Annotated in this window: 15 protein-coding genes; 11 read left to right on the forward strand and 4 right to left on the reverse strand. The window is 72.5% G+C overall.

The window, feature by feature from the left end; all coding sequences use genetic code 11:
• Window positions 1-4 precede the first annotated feature (4 nt).
• From GON04_RS14280 to GON04_RS14295, 4 genes are all read right to left on the reverse strand, one after another.
• On the reverse strand, window positions 5-1,477 hold the full coding sequence (locus GON04_RS14280) for a DHA2 family efflux MFS transporter permease subunit (RefSeq protein ID WP_338050971.1): 1,473 nt from the start codon (window positions 1,475-1,477) through the stop codon (window positions 5-7).
• On the reverse strand, window positions 1,474-1,623 hold the full coding sequence (locus GON04_RS14285) for a cysteine-rich CWC family protein (protein WP_338050972.1): 150 nt from the start codon (window positions 1,621-1,623) through the stop codon (window positions 1,474-1,476). Before GON04_RS14285 ends, GON04_RS14280 begins: the two co-directional genes overlap by 4 nt.
• A gap of 119 nt (window positions 1,624-1,742) precedes the next feature.
• Window positions 1,743-4,064, reverse strand: a complete 2,322-nt coding sequence (locus tag GON04_RS14290; protein ID WP_157398752.1) for a DUF1631 family protein — start codon at window positions 4,062-4,064, stop codon at window positions 1,743-1,745.
• A 106-nt stretch (window positions 4,065-4,170) separates the two neighbouring features.
• A complete protein-coding gene (locus GON04_RS14295) occupies window positions 4,171-6,369 on the reverse strand; it encodes a malate synthase G (RefSeq protein ID WP_157398753.1) in 2,199 nt (732 codons plus the stop codon).
• Between the two features lie 276 nt (window positions 6,370-6,645).
• Here GON04_RS14295 and GON04_RS14300 point away from each other — a divergent pair, with 276 nt between their 5' ends.
• The 11 genes from GON04_RS14300 to GON04_RS14350 all read left to right on the forward strand — a co-directional run bounded on the left by GON04_RS14300 (window position 6,646) and on the right by GON04_RS14350 (window position 16,681).
• Window positions 6,646-7,605 carry a LysR family transcriptional regulator gene (locus GON04_RS14300; protein ID WP_157398754.1) on the forward strand — a complete coding sequence of 320 codons (960 nt, stop codon included), beginning with the start codon at window positions 6,646-6,648 and terminating at the stop codon, window positions 7,603-7,605.
• Between the two features lie 12 nt (window positions 7,606-7,617).
• Complete coding sequence (locus GON04_RS14305; protein ID WP_157398755.1) at window positions 7,618-8,070, forward strand: DUF2214 family protein; 453 nt, start codon at window positions 7,618-7,620, stop codon at window positions 8,068-8,070.
• Window positions 8,071-8,107: 37 nt separating this feature from the next.
• Window positions 8,108-9,781 (forward strand): arginine--tRNA ligase, encoded by a 1,674-nt coding sequence (gene argS, locus GON04_RS14310; protein ID WP_157398756.1) that lies wholly within the window; start codon window positions 8,108-8,110, stop codon window positions 9,779-9,781.
• Between the two features lie 5 nt (window positions 9,782-9,786).
• Window positions 9,787-10,401, forward strand: coding sequence for an SPOR domain-containing protein (locus tag GON04_RS14315; RefSeq protein ID WP_157398757.1), 615 nt, complete (start codon window positions 9,787-9,789; stop codon window positions 10,399-10,401).
• A gap of 54 nt (window positions 10,402-10,455) precedes the next feature.
• The gene (locus GON04_RS14320; protein WP_157398758.1) at window positions 10,456-11,103 is read left to right on the forward strand and encodes a thiol:disulfide interchange protein DsbA/DsbL; all 648 of its coding nucleotides are present in this window, start codon (window positions 10,456-10,458) and stop codon (window positions 11,101-11,103) included.
• Between the two features lie 122 nt (window positions 11,104-11,225).
• Window positions 11,226-11,840: a lipopolysaccharide transport periplasmic protein LptA gene (gene lptA / locus GON04_RS14325; protein WP_157398759.1), complete on the forward strand. Its 615-nt coding sequence runs from the start codon at window positions 11,226-11,228 to the stop codon at window positions 11,838-11,840.
• 44 nt (window positions 11,841-11,884) lie between these two features.
• Window positions 11,885-12,631, forward strand: a complete 747-nt coding sequence (lptB, locus tag GON04_RS14330; protein WP_157398795.1) for an LPS export ABC transporter ATP-binding protein — start codon at window positions 11,885-11,887, stop codon at window positions 12,629-12,631.
• A gap of 10 nt (window positions 12,632-12,641) precedes the next feature.
• Entirely contained in the window at window positions 12,642-14,201 is a 1,560-nt protein-coding gene (locus GON04_RS14335) for an RNA polymerase factor sigma-54 (protein ID WP_157398760.1), read from the forward strand.
• Window positions 14,202-14,293: 92 nt separating this feature from the next.
• Complete coding sequence (locus GON04_RS14340) at window positions 14,294-15,517, forward strand: THUMP domain-containing class I SAM-dependent RNA methyltransferase (protein ID WP_157398761.1); 1,224 nt, start codon at window positions 14,294-14,296, stop codon at window positions 15,515-15,517.
• Window positions 15,510-15,923, forward strand: coding sequence for a putative toxin-antitoxin system toxin component, PIN family (locus tag GON04_RS14345; protein WP_338050973.1), 414 nt, complete (start codon window positions 15,510-15,512; stop codon window positions 15,921-15,923). Before GON04_RS14340 ends, GON04_RS14345 begins: the two co-directional genes overlap by 8 nt.
• Window positions 15,920-16,681 carry a YecA/YgfB family protein gene (locus tag GON04_RS14350; protein WP_157398763.1) on the forward strand — a complete coding sequence of 254 codons (762 nt, stop codon included), beginning with the start codon at window positions 15,920-15,922 and terminating at the stop codon, window positions 16,679-16,681. Before GON04_RS14345 ends, GON04_RS14350 begins: the two co-directional genes overlap by 4 nt.
• Window positions 16,682-16,689 lie beyond the last annotated feature (8 nt).

Raw genomic sequence — 16,689 nt, forward strand, 5'->3', positions numbered from 1 at the left:
GCGGTCATTCTCCGCCAGCGGGCCCGCTGCGTGGCGGGTCGCGCAGCTGCCAGGCGGCCAGGATCGCCAGCCCGCACACGGCCGCCAGCAGCAGGAACGATTCGTCGAACGCGGCCAGCCGCGCCGGGCTGGTCTGCGGGTTGGCCAGCGAGTCGCCGTGGGCCCCGATGCGCCACTCGAGCACGATGGCGCACAGGCTCACGCCGGCCGCGCCGCCGACCATGCGCAGGAAGTTGATCGTGCTGGCGCCCTGCGGGATCAGGTCCTTGTGCAGCGGTCGCATCGCGCCCAGGTTGAGCGAGGGCAGGATGAAGCCCAGCCCGATGCGGCCCAGGACGGCGAAGGTCACCAGCAGCACCAGCGGGGCGGTCGCGTCCACCGTGACCATCAGCCCGAACGAGGCCGTCAGCAGCACCAGCCCGATGGTCACCAGGATGCGGGTGGGCACCCGGTGGGTGAGGCGGCCGACGCCGCCGATGGTGAATGCCAGCACGATGCCGGCCGGCAGCAGGATGGTGCCCACGTGCGAGGCCGGCAGGTGCAGCGCCAGTTGCATGTAGACCGGCAGCAGGTAGGTCGAGCCGAACAGGGCGGTGCCGTAGATGAAGGCGACGATGCTGCCCATGGCGAAGGTGCGGTAGCCGAACAGCGCCAGGTTCATCAGTGGCGCGCGCCCGCTGGCGGCGGCGCGGCGCTGCCAGCCGACGAAGCCCACCAGCGCGGCCGCGGACAGGGCCAGCAGCGCGATGGCGCGGCCGTGGGCCTGGCCGTGCAGCTCCACCAGGCCGTTCAGCAGCGACAGGGTGCCGATCGTGGCCAGCACCAGCCCGCGCCAGTCCAGGCCGGCGCCGCGCGAGGCCTCGGCGCCGCCGGGTGCGCTGGTCGGCACGTAGCGGTACGCCAGCACCAGCGAGGCCAGGCAGAACGGCACCACCATGAAGAAGATCGAGCGCCAGCCGAACAGATCGACCAGCACGCCGCCGATGCTGGGCCCCAGGGCCGGCGCCAGCACCACGCCCATGCCGAACAGGCCGGACGCCCGGCCCTGTTCGTGCGGCTCGAACGCGCGCAGCATGATGATGGCGGGGATGGGCTGCACCACGCCGGCGGCCAGCCCTTCGGCAACCCGGGCCAGCAGCACGATCGGGAAATGCGCCGCCAGCCCGCCGGCCATGCCGCCGGCCAGCAGCACGAGCATGGTGCCGACGTAGGTGGCGCGGTAGCCGAAGCGGCCCAGCAGCCAGGGCGTGGTCAGCATCGAGACCGTCATCGCCACCATGAAGCCGGAGCTGACCCACTGGGCGCGGTCCTGGCCGAGCAGGAAGTGCCGGCTCATGTCGGGGATGGCGACGTTGACAATGGTCGACGACATCACCGAGGCCATGGTGCCGACCATGACCGACAGCAGCAGGAGCCAGCGGTAGCGCGGCCCGTAGCGGGCGCTGAGCTCGGCGAGGTTCGAGCCCCGGCCGCTCACGGCACAGTCGGCGCGGCGCAGGCGGCGCAGATGCAGGCCCGGCCGCGGTCGGCGGCGGGGATGCGGTCGAGCAGGTCGGGCGGGAAGCTCGCGCCCGTGCACCAGCAGGGCGGCTGGACCTGGCCGGTCAGCCGTTGCAGTTCCATCGCGCAGCCATTTCGGCCCGCGCACAGGGGGCAGCGGCCAGCGTCGGGCGCCGGCGAATCGGTATCCGGGGGCATGCGAAGCAGTCTACCGCCGTGCCGCCGCACGGTGGCCGGTGCCGTCAGGCAGCCAGCGGTTGCGGTTGCGGCTTCGACAGCGCGTCGATCGCGTGCTGGACCACCGCGTGGGCCTCGATCGGGCGCAGCAGCCGGCCGGCCACCAGCCGCTGCAGGCTGCGGCGCGTCATCGAATGCGGCTGGCCGCCCTCGCCGACGAACATGAACAGGGTGCGCCGGGTGCCGGTCCACACCAGGCGGGCCCGCCGCCATTGTTGGCGCGCGTGCAGGTCGACCCAGGTGCCTTCGGCCAGCTGCTCGATCACCGCCTCGGCCTCGGCCGCGGACAGCAGGTGGCCGGCCGCCGGCGCGGCGTCGGGCACCGGGGGCTCGTCGACCAGCACGGTGTCGCCGAAGCCGCAGGCCTGCGACTCGCCCGGGGCCAGCCAGAGCGCCGGCGCCTCCTGCGGCTTGCGCGCCGCCGCCGGCTGCAGCTGGGCCTCGTCGGCGACGGCCGCCGTCGGTGCCTCGAAGGCCTGCTGGCGGTGGCGCGCGCGCAGCTTGAGCACCGGCCGATGCAGCTGTTCGAGCGCGGCAAAGAAGCTCTGGGTGTCTTCCGGCGGCTGGCCGAGCAGGGCCATGCCTTCGCGCAGCTTGCCCAGTACGCGCGGGATGGCCACGAAGGCACGGGCCGGGTCGCGCAGCGCGGTCTCGCGCTTGACGCTCCACAGCAGGTCGCTGACCACGCCCAGGTAGCCTCCGGGGTCGACGCCGCCGGCGCCCTGCAGGCGTGCCTGCGCCACCACCAGCGCCCATTGCGTGAACAGGAAGTCCTGCACCAGCGCCGGCGCGCCGGCGAGGTCGCTGCGCTGGCTCAGGTCCCAGGCGATGCGCTCGGCTTCCTGCTGGCGCACCTCGGCCTGCCGCACCGCCTCCAGCATGCGCTGGCGCGCCGCCTCGTCGTCGCGGTCCTGCCGGCTCCAGCCGTCCTCCAGCGTGGCCAGGGCGGCCGCGAACGGCTGCGGATCCTGCAGCGGCTCGAGCCGGATCAGGGCATTGAAGCCGTCACGCACCGGGCCGAAGAACTGCTGGAACGGCTCGGCGAATTCGTCGTTGAAGCGGAAGCTGCGCTCGGCCACCCGCTCCAGCAGGCGGCGGGCCGGATGGGCGGCGTCGCCGAAGAACTGCGGAGAGTGCAGGGCCAGGCGCGCCAGCGCCGGCTCGAGCGCGACGATGGCCTCGCGCACCGGCGCCAGCAGGCGCGGGTCCTGCGCCACCTCGTCGAGCAGCTGCCGCACCACCTCCAGGCCGACCGCCTGGCCGACCTGGCGGGCCTGCTGCTTCAGGCGCGTGCGCACCAGCGAGCGCTGGCGTGGGGCACCGTACTCGCCCCATTGGGCGTCGTCCAGCGGCAGCCGGGTGCCGACCGCGCGCGCCGGCCGCTCCACCGGCGGCAGGTGGGCGTGGCGGGCCGCGGCGCCGGCGTCGTAGCGGTCCTCCTCGGGGCCCGACTCCAGCGAGGCCAGCTCGGCGTCGACCCGGGCATACCAGCCGGCATCGAGCGGTTGCTGCAGCGGCAGCTGGCCCGACGACAGGGCCTGGCCGCCGAGGAAATCGCGCAGCAGCGGCCCGCGCAGGGCCTGCAGCGCCGTCCCGACCCAGGCGCCGAAGCCGGTGGCCGGACGCGCCGCCGCCAGCGCCGCCGCACGCGACGGCGTCTCCAGCGGCGCGGCGCGCGAGGCGCGGGCCAGCGGGGCGGCGGCGGTCAGCAGCCGGTAGCCGGCGGTGGTGACGCCGGCCTGCTGCAGCAGCTTGCTGGCCGCCTGATAGATGCGCACCAGGTCGTGCGCCACCGGCTCGGCCATGTGGCGCATCCACAGCGCCGGCCAGCCCGGCTGCTCCGGGGCCGGGTCGGCCAGCACCGCGCGCAGGGTGGTCGTGAACACCTCGACGCGCAGCGGGTTGTGTTCGGGCTGGATGCCGTCCAGGCCGAGCGCCGCGCTCATCAGGCCGTCGAGTTCGGCGCGCGCGCCGTCGACCGGCCCGGACACGGCCTGTGCCAGGCGGGCCGATTCGATCGACTGCATCAGTTCGGCGTCGTCGACCAGCGTCAGCGAGGACGGCCGCATGCCGCCGCCGCTGCCCGCGGCCGGCGCCGGATGCTCGAGCGCGGCCCGCAGCTGGCGCGGGAAGCGGTCGAGCAGGGCGGCCCGGCGGCCGGCCAGCGCCCGGGCGGCTGCCTGGTGGTCACGCCAGTTGGCGCCGGCGCGGCGCGCCGCCTCCGCTTCCAGGGCGGCCACCGCCTCGTCGATCGCCCGTTCCATCAGCCGCGGGGCGCGGGCAACGGCTTCGTTCAGGCAGGGGCGGACGAGGTTGGGAACCGGCATGGCCGGACCAGTTTAAAGCTCATCCGTGGGGATGAATTGGCCGGTGCGGCGCGGCGACACCACACGGATTCAAATAGTCACAAAGGTTACCTTTAAACCTTGTTTCTTATGCCGCGGCTGCCGCCTTCACCCGCAGGCGCCAGGCGTGCAGCAGCGGCTCGGTGTAGCCGGACGGCTGCTCCTTGCCCTGGAACACCAGGTCCTGGGCGGCGCGGAAGGCCGACGACGTGTCCCAGTTGCCGGCCATCGGCCGGTAGGCCGGGTCGCCCGCGTTCTGCTGGTCGACCACCGCCGCCATGCGGCGGAAGGTCTCGCGCACCTGCTCCTCGGTGACCACGCCGTGCTGCAGCCAGTTGGCGATGTGCTGGCTGGAAATGCGCAGGGTGGCGCGGTCCTCCATCAGGCCCACGTTGTGGATGTCGGGCACCTTGGAGCAGCCCACGCCCTGGTCGATCCAGCGCACCACGTAGCCCAGGATGCCCTGCACGTTGTTGTCCAGTTCCTGCTGGCGCTCCTGCGCCGACCAGTTGGCCTGCGCCGCCACCGGCACCTGCAGCAGGCCGGCCAGCAGCGTGTCGCGCTCGGCGTCGGCGTCGATCGCCTCGAGCTCCTGCTGCACGGCGGCGACATCGACCTGGTGGTAGTGCAGCGCGTGCAGTGTGGCCGCGGTGGGCGAGGGCACCCAGGCGGTGTTGGCGCCGGCGCGCGGGTGGGCGATCTTCTGCTCCAGCATCGCGGCCATCAGGTCGGGCATGGCCCACATGCCCTTGCCGATCTGGGCCCGCCCGCGCAGCCCGCAGGCCAGGCCGACCAGCACGTTGTTGCGCTCGTAGGCCTGGATCCAGGGCGTGGTCTTCATTTCGCCCTTGCGGATCATGGGACCGGCCAGCATCGCGGTGTGCATCTCGTCGCCGGTGCGATCGAGGAAGCCGGTGTTGATGAAGGCCACCCGCGCCGGCGCGGCCGCGATGCAGGCCTGCAGGTTGACGCTGGTGCGGCGCTCCTCGTCCATGATGCCCAGCTTGACCGTGTTGGCCGCCAGCCCGAGCACCTGCTCGACGCGGGTGAACAGCTCGTCGGCGAAGGCCACCTCGGCCGGACCGTGCATCTTGGGCTTGACGATGTAGACCGAGCCCGTGCGCGAGTTGCGGATCCCGTTGGCGCCGTGGCCCTTCAGGTCGTGGATGGCGATCATGGTGGTCACCATGGCGTCCAGGATGCCCTCCGGGATCTCCTTGCCGCCGTCCCACAGGATGGCCGGGTTGTTCATCAGGTGGCCGACGTTGCGCACGAACAGCAGCGAACGGCCATGCAGCCGGACCTCGCCGCCGGCCGGCGCCGTGTACACCCGGTCGGGGTTGAGGCCGCGGGTGAAGCTGCGTCCGCCCTTGCTCACCTGCTCGGTCAGCGTGCCCTTCAGGATGCCCAGCCAGTTGGCGTACGCCAGCACCTTGTCCTGGGCGTCGACTACGGCCACCGAGTCCTCGAGGTCGAGGATGGTCGACAGCGCCGCCTCCAGCACCACGTCGGCGACGCCGGCCGCGTCGGTGCGGCCGATCGGGCTGCTGCGGTCGATGACCACGTCGAGGTGGATGCCGTGGTTGACCAGCAGCACCGACGCCGGGTTGGCGGCCTCGCCGCGGTAGCCGACGAACTGCGCCGGGTTGCGCAGGCCGCTGCTGGCGCCCCCGCGCAGCGCCACCAGCAGCCGGCCGGCCTGGACGCTGTAGCCGGTGGCGTCCCGGTGCGAGCCGCTGGCCAGCGGCACGGCCTGGTCGAGCACCTCGCGGGCGCGGGCGATCACCTTGGCGCCGCGCACCTCGTTGTAGCCGGGGCCCTTGTCGGCGCCGCCGGTCTCGGGGATGGCGTCGGTGCCGTACAGCGCGTCGTACAGCGAGCCCCAGCGCGCATTGGCGGCGTTGAGGGCATAGCGCGCATTCAGGATGGGCACCACCAGCTGCGGGCCGGCCTGCAGGGCGAGTTCGGCGTCGACCCGGGTGGTGGTGGCGCGGGCACCGCGGGGATGGGGCGCCAGGTAGCCGATCTGTTCGAGGAAGCCGCGGTAGGCGGCCATGTCGCGGATCGGCCCGGGGTGGGCGCGGTGCCAGCGGTCCATCTCGGCCTGCAGGCGATCCCGCTCGGCCAGCAGCGCGGCATTCTTGGGCGCCAGGTCGTGGACGACGGCATCGAAGCCCTTCCAGAACGTGGCGCTGTCCACGCCGGTGCCCGGCAAGGCCTGGTCTTCGATGAAGCGATACAGCTCGGTGGCGACTTCGAGGCGGTGGACGGTGGTGCGGGCGGTCATGCAGGGCTCCTGGAACAACGGAAAGCAGGCGGCGTGCCGCGGCACGTCGCTGCGGACAGGCCGGAACTGTATTCCGACCTTGAGCTTCTGTTTAGGCGACGGAAAGTGATTTGATTCGGGATCGAAATCGATGGAATCCGGATCGCTGCCCACGGCGTCGTACTGTCGCCGACGCGTGCGACGGAGCACAGCCGGCGGTGTTGCCTCTCGACTCAGCAGTAAAGACGGCGTCATTGCCCCCAATTGCGAACCTCCATGCCCATAATCTGCGGCAGCATGGACAAGCTCAAGCAACTCGAGTCCTTCGTCTCCGTTGCCACCCGGGGCAGCCTGACGGCGGCGGCCAAGGCCGAGGGCGTGGCGCCCGCGATCATGGGGCGGCGGCTCGACGCCCTGGAAGAGCGTCTCGGCGTCAAGCTGCTGGTGCGCACCACCCGCCGGCTGACCCTCACCCACGAAGGCAGCGCCTTCCTGGAAGACTGCCAGCGGCTGCTGGCCGATGTCGCCAACGCCGAGGCGAGCGTCAGCGCCGGCGGGGTCAAGGCCAGCGGCCACCTGCGCATCACGGCGCCGGCCGGCTTCGGCCGCCGCCACGTGGCGCCGCTGGTGCCGCGCTTTCGCGAGCAGCACAAGGACGTGACCATCTCGCTCAACCTGAGCGACCGCGTGGTCGACCTGGCCGGCGAGGGCTACGACTGCGCGGTGCGGGTCGGCGACCTGCCCGACTCGTCGCTGGTGACGGTGCGCATGGCCGACAACCGCCGGCTCTGCGTGGCCACGCCGGAGTACCTGCGCCGCCACGGCACGCCGCAGCACCCCAACGACCTGGCGCGCTTCGACTGCCTGACGCTGTCGAGCGACGCCTCCCAGGTGCGCGGCTGGGCCTTCCGGGTGCCGCGCGGCGCCCCCGGGGCCGCCGATGGCGCCGAGGCCGGGCGCAGCGAAGGCCACGAGCTGGTGCACCTCAAGCCGGCCGGGCCGCTCGATTGCTCGGATGGGCAGGTGCTGCACGACTGGTGCCTGCAGGGCTACGGCATCGCCTGGCGCAGCACCTGGGAGGTGGAGGGCGAGATTGCGTCCGGCCGCCTGGTGGAGGTGCTGGCCGGGTACGCCGCACCGCCGAACGGCATCTACGCCGTCTTTCCCCAGCGCAAGCACCTGCCGGTGCGGCTGCGGCTGTGGATCGACTTCCTCAAGCAGCACTTCGGCCAGCCCGAGTTCTGGAACGTTGCCTGAGCGCGCTCGCCCATGGCCACCGAAGCCCTGCTCGCCTACGCCCACCTGCTGGCCATCCTGACCCTGGTGGTGTTCATCGCCAGCGAGGCGGCGCTGTGCCGGCCCGAGTGGCTCAATGCCCGGGTGGTCGAGCGGCTGGTCACCGTCGACCGGGTCTACGGCATCGCGGCCGGCGCGGTGCTGCTGACCGGTGCGGCCCGGGTCCTGCTGGGCGCCAAGGGCGCCGGCTGGTACGGCCACAACTGGCTGCTGTGGCTCAAGCTGGCGCTGTTCGTCGCCGTCGGCCTGCTGTCGATCCGGCCGACGCGGCGCTTCCTCGGCTGGCGCCGGGCCTTGCGCGCGAGTGGCGCCCTGCCCGGGCCGGACGAGGTGCGCCAGGTGCGCCGCTGGGTCATGCAGCAGGCCCACATCATCCCGCTGATCCCGCTGGCGGCGGCCTTCCTTGCCAGGGGCTTCGGCGCCTAGCCGGGGGCGGCCGGGCCCGCCTCTTTAGAATCCCTCGATGCTCCTCGTGAAAGAAGAACTCCTGGGCGCGCTCGCGTCCGGGCTGGACCAGCTGTCGCCCGGTGCCGGCGCCAGGGCCGCATTCGAGTCGCCCAAGGTGGCGGCCCACGGCGACCTGGCCTGCACCGCCGCCATGCAGCTGGCCAAGCCGCTCAAGGCCAATCCGCGCCAGGTGGCCCAGACCCTGAAGGACCAGCTGCTGCAGGCGCCGGCGTTCCAGCGCTGGGTCGACGCCGTCGAGATCGCCGGCCCCGGCTTCCTGAACATCCGCCTGAAGCCGGCCGCCAAGCAGCAGGTGGTGCGCGAGGTGCTGCAGGCCGGCGACCGCTTCGGCACCCAGCCGGCCAACGGCCAGCGGGTGCTGGTGGAATTCGTCTCGGCCAACCCGACCGGGCCGCTGCACGTCGGCCACGGCCGCCAGGCGGCGCTGGGCGACGCGATCTGCAACCTGTACGCAAGCCAGGGCTGGGACGTCTGGCGCGAGTTCTACTACAACGACGCCGGCGTGCAGATCGCCACCCTGGCCACCTCGACCCAGCTGCGCGCCCAGGGCGTCCAGCCGGGCGATGCGGGCTGGCCCGCGGCGGCCTACAACGGCGACTACATTGCCGACATCGCGCGCGACTTCCTGGCCCGCCAGACCGTCAAGGCCGACGACCGCGAGTTCACCGCCTCCGGCGACCCCGCCGACCTGGACGGCATCCGCCAGTTCGCCGTCGCCTACCTGCGCCATGAGCAGGACCTGGACCTGCAGGCGTTCGCGGTCCGGTTCGACAACTACTACCTCGAGTCCAGCCTGTACACCAGCGGCAAGGTCGACGCCGCGGTGCGCCGGCTGCAGGAGGCCGGCAAGACCTACGAGCAGGACGGCGCGCTGTGGCTGAAGTCGACCGACTACGGCGACGACAAGGACCGCGTGATGCGCAAGTCCGACGGCACGTACACCTACTTCGTGCCCGACGTGGCCTACCACATCACCAAGTGGGAGCGCGGCTTCCACAAGGTGGTGAACATCCAGGGCACCGACCACCACGGCACCATCGCGCGGGTGCGCGCCGGCCTGCAGGCGGCCGGCGTCGGCATCCCGGCCGGCTACCCCGACTACGTGCTGCACACCATGGTGCGGGTGATGCGCGGCGGCGAGGAGGTCAAGATCTCCAAGCGGGCCGGCAGCTACGTGACGCTGCGCGACCTGGTCGAGTGGACCAGCAAGGACGCGGTGCGCTTCTTCCTGCTGTCGCGCAAGCCGGACACCGAGTACGTGTTCGACATCGACCTGGCGCTGGCGCAGAACAACGACAACCCGGTGTACTACGTGCAGTACGCCCACGCGCGCATCCAGTCGGTGCTGGCGGCCTGGGGCGGCGACCCGGCGACGCTGCCCGACGCGCAGCTGTCCGTGCTGGACAGCCCGGCCGCCCTGGCGCTGATGCTGCAGTTGGCCAGGTACCCGGAGATGCTGTCCGCCGCGACCGCCGACTTCGCGCCGCACGACGTCACCTTCTACCTGCGCGAGCTCGCCGCCACCTACCACTCCTACTATGATGCCGAGCGCATCCTGGTGGACGACGAGGCGCTGAAGCGGGCGCGGCTGGCGCTGGTCGCGGCCACCGCCCGGGTGCTGCGCAACGGCCTGGCCGTCCTGGGCGTGGGCGCACCGGACAAGATGTGAGCAACATGAACAGACAGCGCGGCAACGTCCTCGTGGGCATCATCATCGGCGTGGTGCTCGGGCTCGCGGCGGCCCTGGCGGTCGCCGTCTACGTCACCAAGGTCCCGGTCCCGTTCATGAGCAAGAACCCGGGCCGCACGCCCGAGCAGGACGCGGCCGAGTCCCGCAAGAACAAGGACTGGGATCCCAACGCGCCCCTGTACGGCAAGAATCCCGCCCGGCCGCTGCCACCGGCGCCGGCCGTGGCGCCCTCCGGCCCGGCGTCGGCACCGGTTGCCGCCACGCCCGAGCGGCCCGCCGCCGCGGCCGCCTCGGCACCCCGACCGGCTGGCGACCCGCTGGGCGAGTTCGCCGCCGCGCGGGCCGGCAGCGGCGCGCCGGATCCCTTCCTCTACTTCGTGCAGACCGGCGCCTTCCGCACCGTCGACGACGCCGAGGCGCAGCGCGCCAAGCTGTCGCTCATGGGCATCGAGGCCAAGGTCACCGAGCGCGAGCAGTCCGGCCGCACCGTGTTCCGGGTCCGGGTGGGGCCGTTCGAGAAGAAGGACGACGCGGACCGCAGCAAGGAAAAGCTCGAGGCCGGCGGCATCGAGACCGCCCTGGTGCGCGTGCAGAGGTAGGGAACCAACGCCTGCTGTCCGGCTCAGAGCTGAACTCAAGGAGTGAAAGAGAGCATGAATCGACGTGAGTTTGCCGGCGTGTCCGGCGCGGCGGCCCTGGCCGGCCTGGGCCTGCCGCAGGTGGCCCAGGCCCAGAAGAAGCCCGAGGACGGCCGCGAGTTCAAGACCCTCGACAAGCAGGTCCCGGTCGAGGTGGCGGCCGGCAAGGTCGAGGTGATCGAGTTCTTCTGGTACAGCTGCCCGCACTGCAACGCCTTCGAGCCGCAGCTGGAAGCCTGGACCAAGAAGCTGCCGCCCGACGTGGTGCTGCGGCGCGTGCCGGTCGCCTTCCGCGACGACTTCGTGCCCCAGCAGCGCCTGTTCTACACGCTGGAGGCGATGGGCAAGCTGGACGACCTGCACCGCAAGGTGTTCAACGCCATCCACGTCGACAAGCAGCCCACCGCCAAGGAAGACCAGATCGTGGCCTGGGCCGAGAAGAACGGCCTGGACAAGGCCAAGTTCCAGGAGATCTACAACTCGTTCTCGGTCCAGACCAAGGCCCGCAAGGCCACCCAGCTGCAGAACGCGTTCCAGGTCGAGGGCGTGCCGGCCCTGGGCGTGGCCGGCAAGTGGTACACCGACGGGTCGATGGCCGGCACCATGCCGCGCGCGCTGCAGGTGGTGGAATTCCTGGTGGGCGAAGCCCGCAAGGCCCGCTGACCCCCTTCCGAGGCCGCCTTGCAGGCGGCTGTCGAGAGGCCCCGCAAGCCCGCCCCGGCGGGCTTTTTCCATGGGGCACCCGGAGCGGGCCGCTACAATGGGCCAGCAAGATTCATGCCTTTATGAGATCCACCCTTGTCGCCGTCCTGCTGGCCTTCGCGGCCGCCGCACCCGGGCTGCTGCACGCCGAAAAAGCCGATCGCGACAAGCCGATGAACATCGAGTCCGACGCGCTGCGCTACGACGACCTGCGCCAGGCCAGCGTGTTCACCGGCCGGGTGGTCCTGACCAAGGGCACCATCCTCATCCGCGGCGCGCGGCTCGATGTCCGCCAGGACCCCGAGGGCTACCAGTACGGCGTGGTCACCGCCGCCCCGGGCCAGCGCGCCTTCTACCGCCAGAAACGCGAGGGGCTCGACGAGTTCATCGAGGGCGAGGGCGAGGTCATCGAGTACGACGGCAAGGCCGACCGGGTGAAGTTCATCCGCCGCGCCGAGATGCGCCGCTACCGCGGCGCCACCCTGGCCGACGAGATGGCCGGCAGCCTGATCACCTACGAGAACACCACCGACGTCTTCACCGTCGACGGCGGCCCGGCCTCGCCGACGCCGGGCGGCCGGGTGCGGGCGGTGCTGGCCCCGCGCGAGAGCGCCTCGGCCCCGGCGGCGCCGCGCACGCCGGCCACGCCGCCGGCGCAGTTGCGCTCCAGCCCCGGGCTGCGCGGAGAGGCCCAGTGAGGGTCGACGCCCACGGGGCGGCCGAGCCGGCCGCCGCACCCGCCATGGAACGCAGCCGGCTGGAGGCGCGCCACCTGCAGAAGACCTACGGCAGCCGCAAGGTGGTCAAGGACGTCTCGCTCGGGGTCGACAAGGGCGAGGTGGTGGGGCTGCTCGGGCCCAACGGCGCCGGCAAGACCACCTCGTTCTACATGATCGTCGGGCTGGTGCGCGCCGATGCCGGCGAGATCACCATCGACGGCCAGCCGGTCGCCCACATGCCCATCCACCGCCGCTCGCGGCTGGGGCTGTCGTACCTGCCGCAGGAAGCGTCGATCTTCCGCAAGCTGAACGTTGCCGAGAACGTGCGCGCGGTGCTGGAACTGCAGCACGGCCCGGACGGCCGCGCGCTGCCGCGCGAGACCATCGAGGAGCGCCTGAGCGCCCTGCTGGCCGACCTGCGGGTCGACCACCTGCGCGACTCGCCCGCCGTGGCGCTGTCCGGCGGCGAGCGGCGCCGGGTCGAGATCGCGCGTGCGCTGGCCACCCAGCCGCGCTTCATCCTGCTGGACGAGCCGTTCGCCGGCATCGACCCGATCGCCGTCATCGAGATCCAGCGCATCATCGGCTTCCTCAAGGCGCGCGGCATCGGGGTGCTGATCACCGACCACAACGTGCGCGAGACGCTGGGCATCTGCGACCACGCCTACATCATCAGCGACGGGGAGGTGCTGGCGCAGGGCACGCCGGCCGAGATCGTCAACAACGTCGACGTGCGCCGGGTCTACCTCGGCGAACACTTCCGAATGTGACGGTGGCGCCATGAAGCAGGGACTGTCGCTACGCGTCTCGCAGCACCTGGCACTCACGCCGCAGCTGCAGCAGTCCATCCGCCTGCTCCAGCTGTCGACGCTGGAGCTGTCGCAGGAAGTCGAGCAGATGCTCGGGGACAACCCGTTCCTGGAAGTGACCCAGGAGGAGGCCCCGCGCGAGGAATTCGGCGTCGACCGCGCCGACCTGCCGGCGCCCGAGGGCGACCGCGATGGCGACGGGCCGACCGAGTTCGCGGCCTACGAGGGCAGCAGCGGCACGGCGGCGCCCGGCGAGGCCGACACGCCGGCGGTCGACGCCGGCCCGCAGGACTGGGAGGGCGACGGCAGCACCGAGGTCATTCCCGACGACGGCGAATGGGGCGGCGAGTCGCAGGCCCGGCGCAACAACCTGGGCGGCGACGAGGAGGTCGACGCCGCCGACCTGGCCCGGCCGCACGAGTCGCTGCAGGCGCACCTGCACCGGCAGGCACTGTCGCTGCGGCTGGCCGAGGAGGACCGGGCGGCGCTGCGCTTCCTGATCGAGTCGCTCAACGACGACGGCTACCTCGAGGAGTCGCTGGAGGAGCTGGCCGCCGGGCTGGCGCCCGACGACCTCGAGCAGCAGGAGGAGCTGGTGCACCGCTTCACGGTGGCCCTGCGGCTGCTGCACCACCTGGATCCGCCGGGCGTCGGTGCCCGCTCGCTGGCCGAGTGCCTGACGCTGCAGCTGCGGGTCCTGCTGGCCGACGACGGCGACGCCGAGGGTTGCGAGACCGCGCTGGCGATCTGCCGCCATCCGATGGACCTGCTGGCGCGGCGCGACGTCAAGCGGCTGGCCCAGCTGTGCGCCGAACCCGAGGCCCGCATCAAGGCCGCCATGGCCCTCATCACGCGGCTGGAGCCCAAGCCCGGGCGCCGCTTCGTCGACGTCGAACGCAACATCGTGGTGCCCGACGTGCTGGTCACCAAGGTCGGGCGCGGCAACCAGTTCCGCTTCCGGGTCCAGCTCAACCCCGACGTGATGCCGCGCCTGCGCGTGCACGACGTCTATGCCGGCGCGCTCAAGGCCCACAAGGGCGAGGGCCACCAGGCGCTGCAGCAGCGGCTGCAGGAGGCGCGCTGGTTCATCAAGAACATCCAGCAGCGCTTCGACACCATCCTGCGGGTGTCCAACGCCATCGTCGAGCGGCAGAAGAACTTCTTCGTCCACGGCGAGCTCGCCATGCGGCCGCTGGTGCTGCGCGAGATCGCCGACGAGCTGGGGCTGCACGAGTCCACCATCTCGCGCGTCACCACCGCCAAGTACATGAGCACGCCCTACGGCACCTTCGAGCTGAAGTACTTCTTCGGCTCGGCGCTGGGCACCGAGACCGGCGGCAACGCCTCCTCGACGGCGGTGCGGGCGCTGATCCGCCAGTTCGTCGCCTCCGAGGACGCCCGCAAGCCGCTGTCGGACAGCCAGATCTCCGACATGCTCAAGGAGCAGGGCATCGAGTGCGCGCGCCGCACCGTGGCCAAGTACCGCGAGGCCCTGCGCATCGCGCCCGCCAACCTGCGCAAGGCGCTTTGAATGAATGACCCCCACGCTTGTCCCTGCGTGTCCTGCGCTGCCCCCCGAGGGGGCCCTCGCGCCTTGGGGCGGCCCGGTGGCGCTCACCTCCCATGACTGACCTGCAGCTGTTCCTGCCCTGCGCGGCGGGGGTCGAGGACCTCCTGGCCGACGAGGTGCACCGGCTCACCGGCCTGGCCGGCGACGACCTGCTGGTCGGGCGCGCCGGCGTGCTGCTGCGCGCCGGCTGGCGCGACGCCCTGCGCCTGAACCTGCACAGCCGGCTGGCGCAGCGCGTGCTGGTGCAGCTGTCGCACACGCCCTACCGCGGCGAGGACGACCTGTACCAGGCCGCCGGTGCGGTGGCCTGGGAAGCCTGGTTCACGCCGCGGCAGCGCTTCAAGGTCGAGGTCACCGCCCAGCACAGCCCGCTCAAGAGCCTGAACTTCGCCACCCTGCGCATCAAGGACGCCGTCGCCGACCGCTTCCGCCAGCGCGCCGGCGCCCGGCCCGACGTCGACACCCAGCGGCCCGAGGTGCGCGTCTACGGCCACCTCACCTCGACCCACTGCACGCTGTACATCGACACCTCGGGCGAGCCGCTGTTCAAGCGCGGCTGGCGCGAGGACACCGGCGAGGCGCCGCTGAAGGAGACCCTGGCCGCGGCCATGCTGGCGGCCAGCGGCTGGGACGGCACGCGGCCGCTGTACGACCCCTGCTGCGGCAGCGGCACCATCGCCATCGAGGCGGCGCAGGTCGCCTGCGGCATCGCGCCCGGGGTCGGCCGGCGCTTCGCCTTCGAACGCATGCTGCCGCACCAGCCGCATGTCTGGACCCAGCTCAAGGACGAGGCGGTCGCCGGCCAGCACGCCCCGGCGGCGCCGGTGTTCGGCAGCGACGTCGCCTTCCGCATGGTCGACTTCGCGCAGCGCAACGCCGAGCGCGCCGGCGTCGCCCAGGCCGTGCAGTTCCGCGGCGGCGACGCCCTGCAGCGGCAGCCGCCGGCCGACGCGCCCGGCCTGCTGCTGGTCAACCCGCCCTATGGCGAGCGGATCGAGACTGCCGGGGTGGCCGGGCGCACGCGCGGCGGCCGCGAACGCGCCGAGACCGACGCCGGCCAGGACTTCTTCGTCCAGCTGGCGGCGCACTGGAAGCGCCACTACGCCGGCTGGACGGCCTGGGTGCTGACGCCCGACCTCAAGCTGCCCGGCCGCATGCGGCTGAAGGAGTCGCGCCGGGTGCCGCTGTGGAACGGACCGATCGAGTGCCGGCTGTTCCGGTTCGACATGGTGGCGGGCTCGGCCCGCGCGCGCGATGCCGCAGCCCCTGGTGCTTGACACCAACGTGGTGCTCGACGCCTTCGTCTTCGACGACCTGGCGGTGCGCCCGCTGCTGCCGGCCCTGGACGCGGGGCTGGTGCGCTGGCTGGCCACGGCCGCCATGCGCGACGAGCTGGCCCGCGTGCTCGACTATCCCAAGCTGCAGCCGCGGCTGGCCCGGCGCGGGCTGGCGGCGGCCGACGTGCTGGCCCGCTTCGACCGTCACGCCACCGTCGTCGGCGCGCCGGCCAAGGCGGCGGTCACCTGCGGCGATCCCGACGACCAGAAATTCATCGACCTCGCGGTCGCCAGCGCCGCCCTGCTGCTGAGCAAGGACGCCGAGGTGCTGGCGCTGCGCCGGCGCCTGGCCGGCCTGGCCGTCACCGCCCGCGCCCCGCTGCCGACCGAACCCCTCGTGCCATGACCCCTGCCACCCCCGATCCGGCGCCGCTGGCGGCCGACGACTACGACGCGCTCGACGCCGAGCTGGACCTGCTGCGCGAGCACGATCCCGAGACACCCGACTGGGAGTTCTGCGAGGGCTTCCTGGCCGCCCTGGTGTGCTGCCGGCGCGAGATCCCGCCCGAGGAGTACTGGCCGGCCCTGTTCGGCGACGCCTTCCGTCCCATGGCGCACATGGAACTCGTCTGGCGCTGGCACCGGCGGCGCCAGGAGATCGCCCAGGCGCTCGACGCCGAGGTCGACACGCTGGAGGACGAGCGCGCCCTGCAGCCCGAGGTGCTGGACGTACGCGGCGCCGTGCTGGCGCTGCCCGAGGGCGAGCGCGGCGACGCCGACCCGGCGCAGCTGCCGTCGTTCGGCCAGGCCTGGGCCGAGGGCTTCCTGCACGCGGTGCGCACCTGGCCGGCCGACTGGACGCCTCCGCGCGACAAGGAGGTGGCCGCGATGCTGGAGGAGGCGCTCGACGACGTCGCCGCCCTGGCCGGACCCGACAGCGGCGAGCCGGCCCTCAACATGCACACCGAGGGCGGCGCGCCGAGCGTGAGCGAGCATCGCCTGGACGTCTTCGGCGAGGCGATCTGGGCGGTGTACGACCTGCGCCAGCTCTGGAAGAGCCTGGGCCCGCGGGTGGAGCCGCTGCGCCAGGCGCCGCAGCCGGGCCGCAACGACCCCTGCCCGTGCGGCAGCGGCAAGAAATACAAGAAGTGCCACGGCGCCTGAGCCGCGCC

Origin of the sequence: Ramlibacter pinisoli, from assembly GCF_009758015.1 — a bacterium.
In the GTDB taxonomy this organism is placed as follows: domain Bacteria; phylum Pseudomonadota; class Gammaproteobacteria; order Burkholderiales; family Burkholderiaceae_C; genus Ramlibacter; species Ramlibacter pinisoli.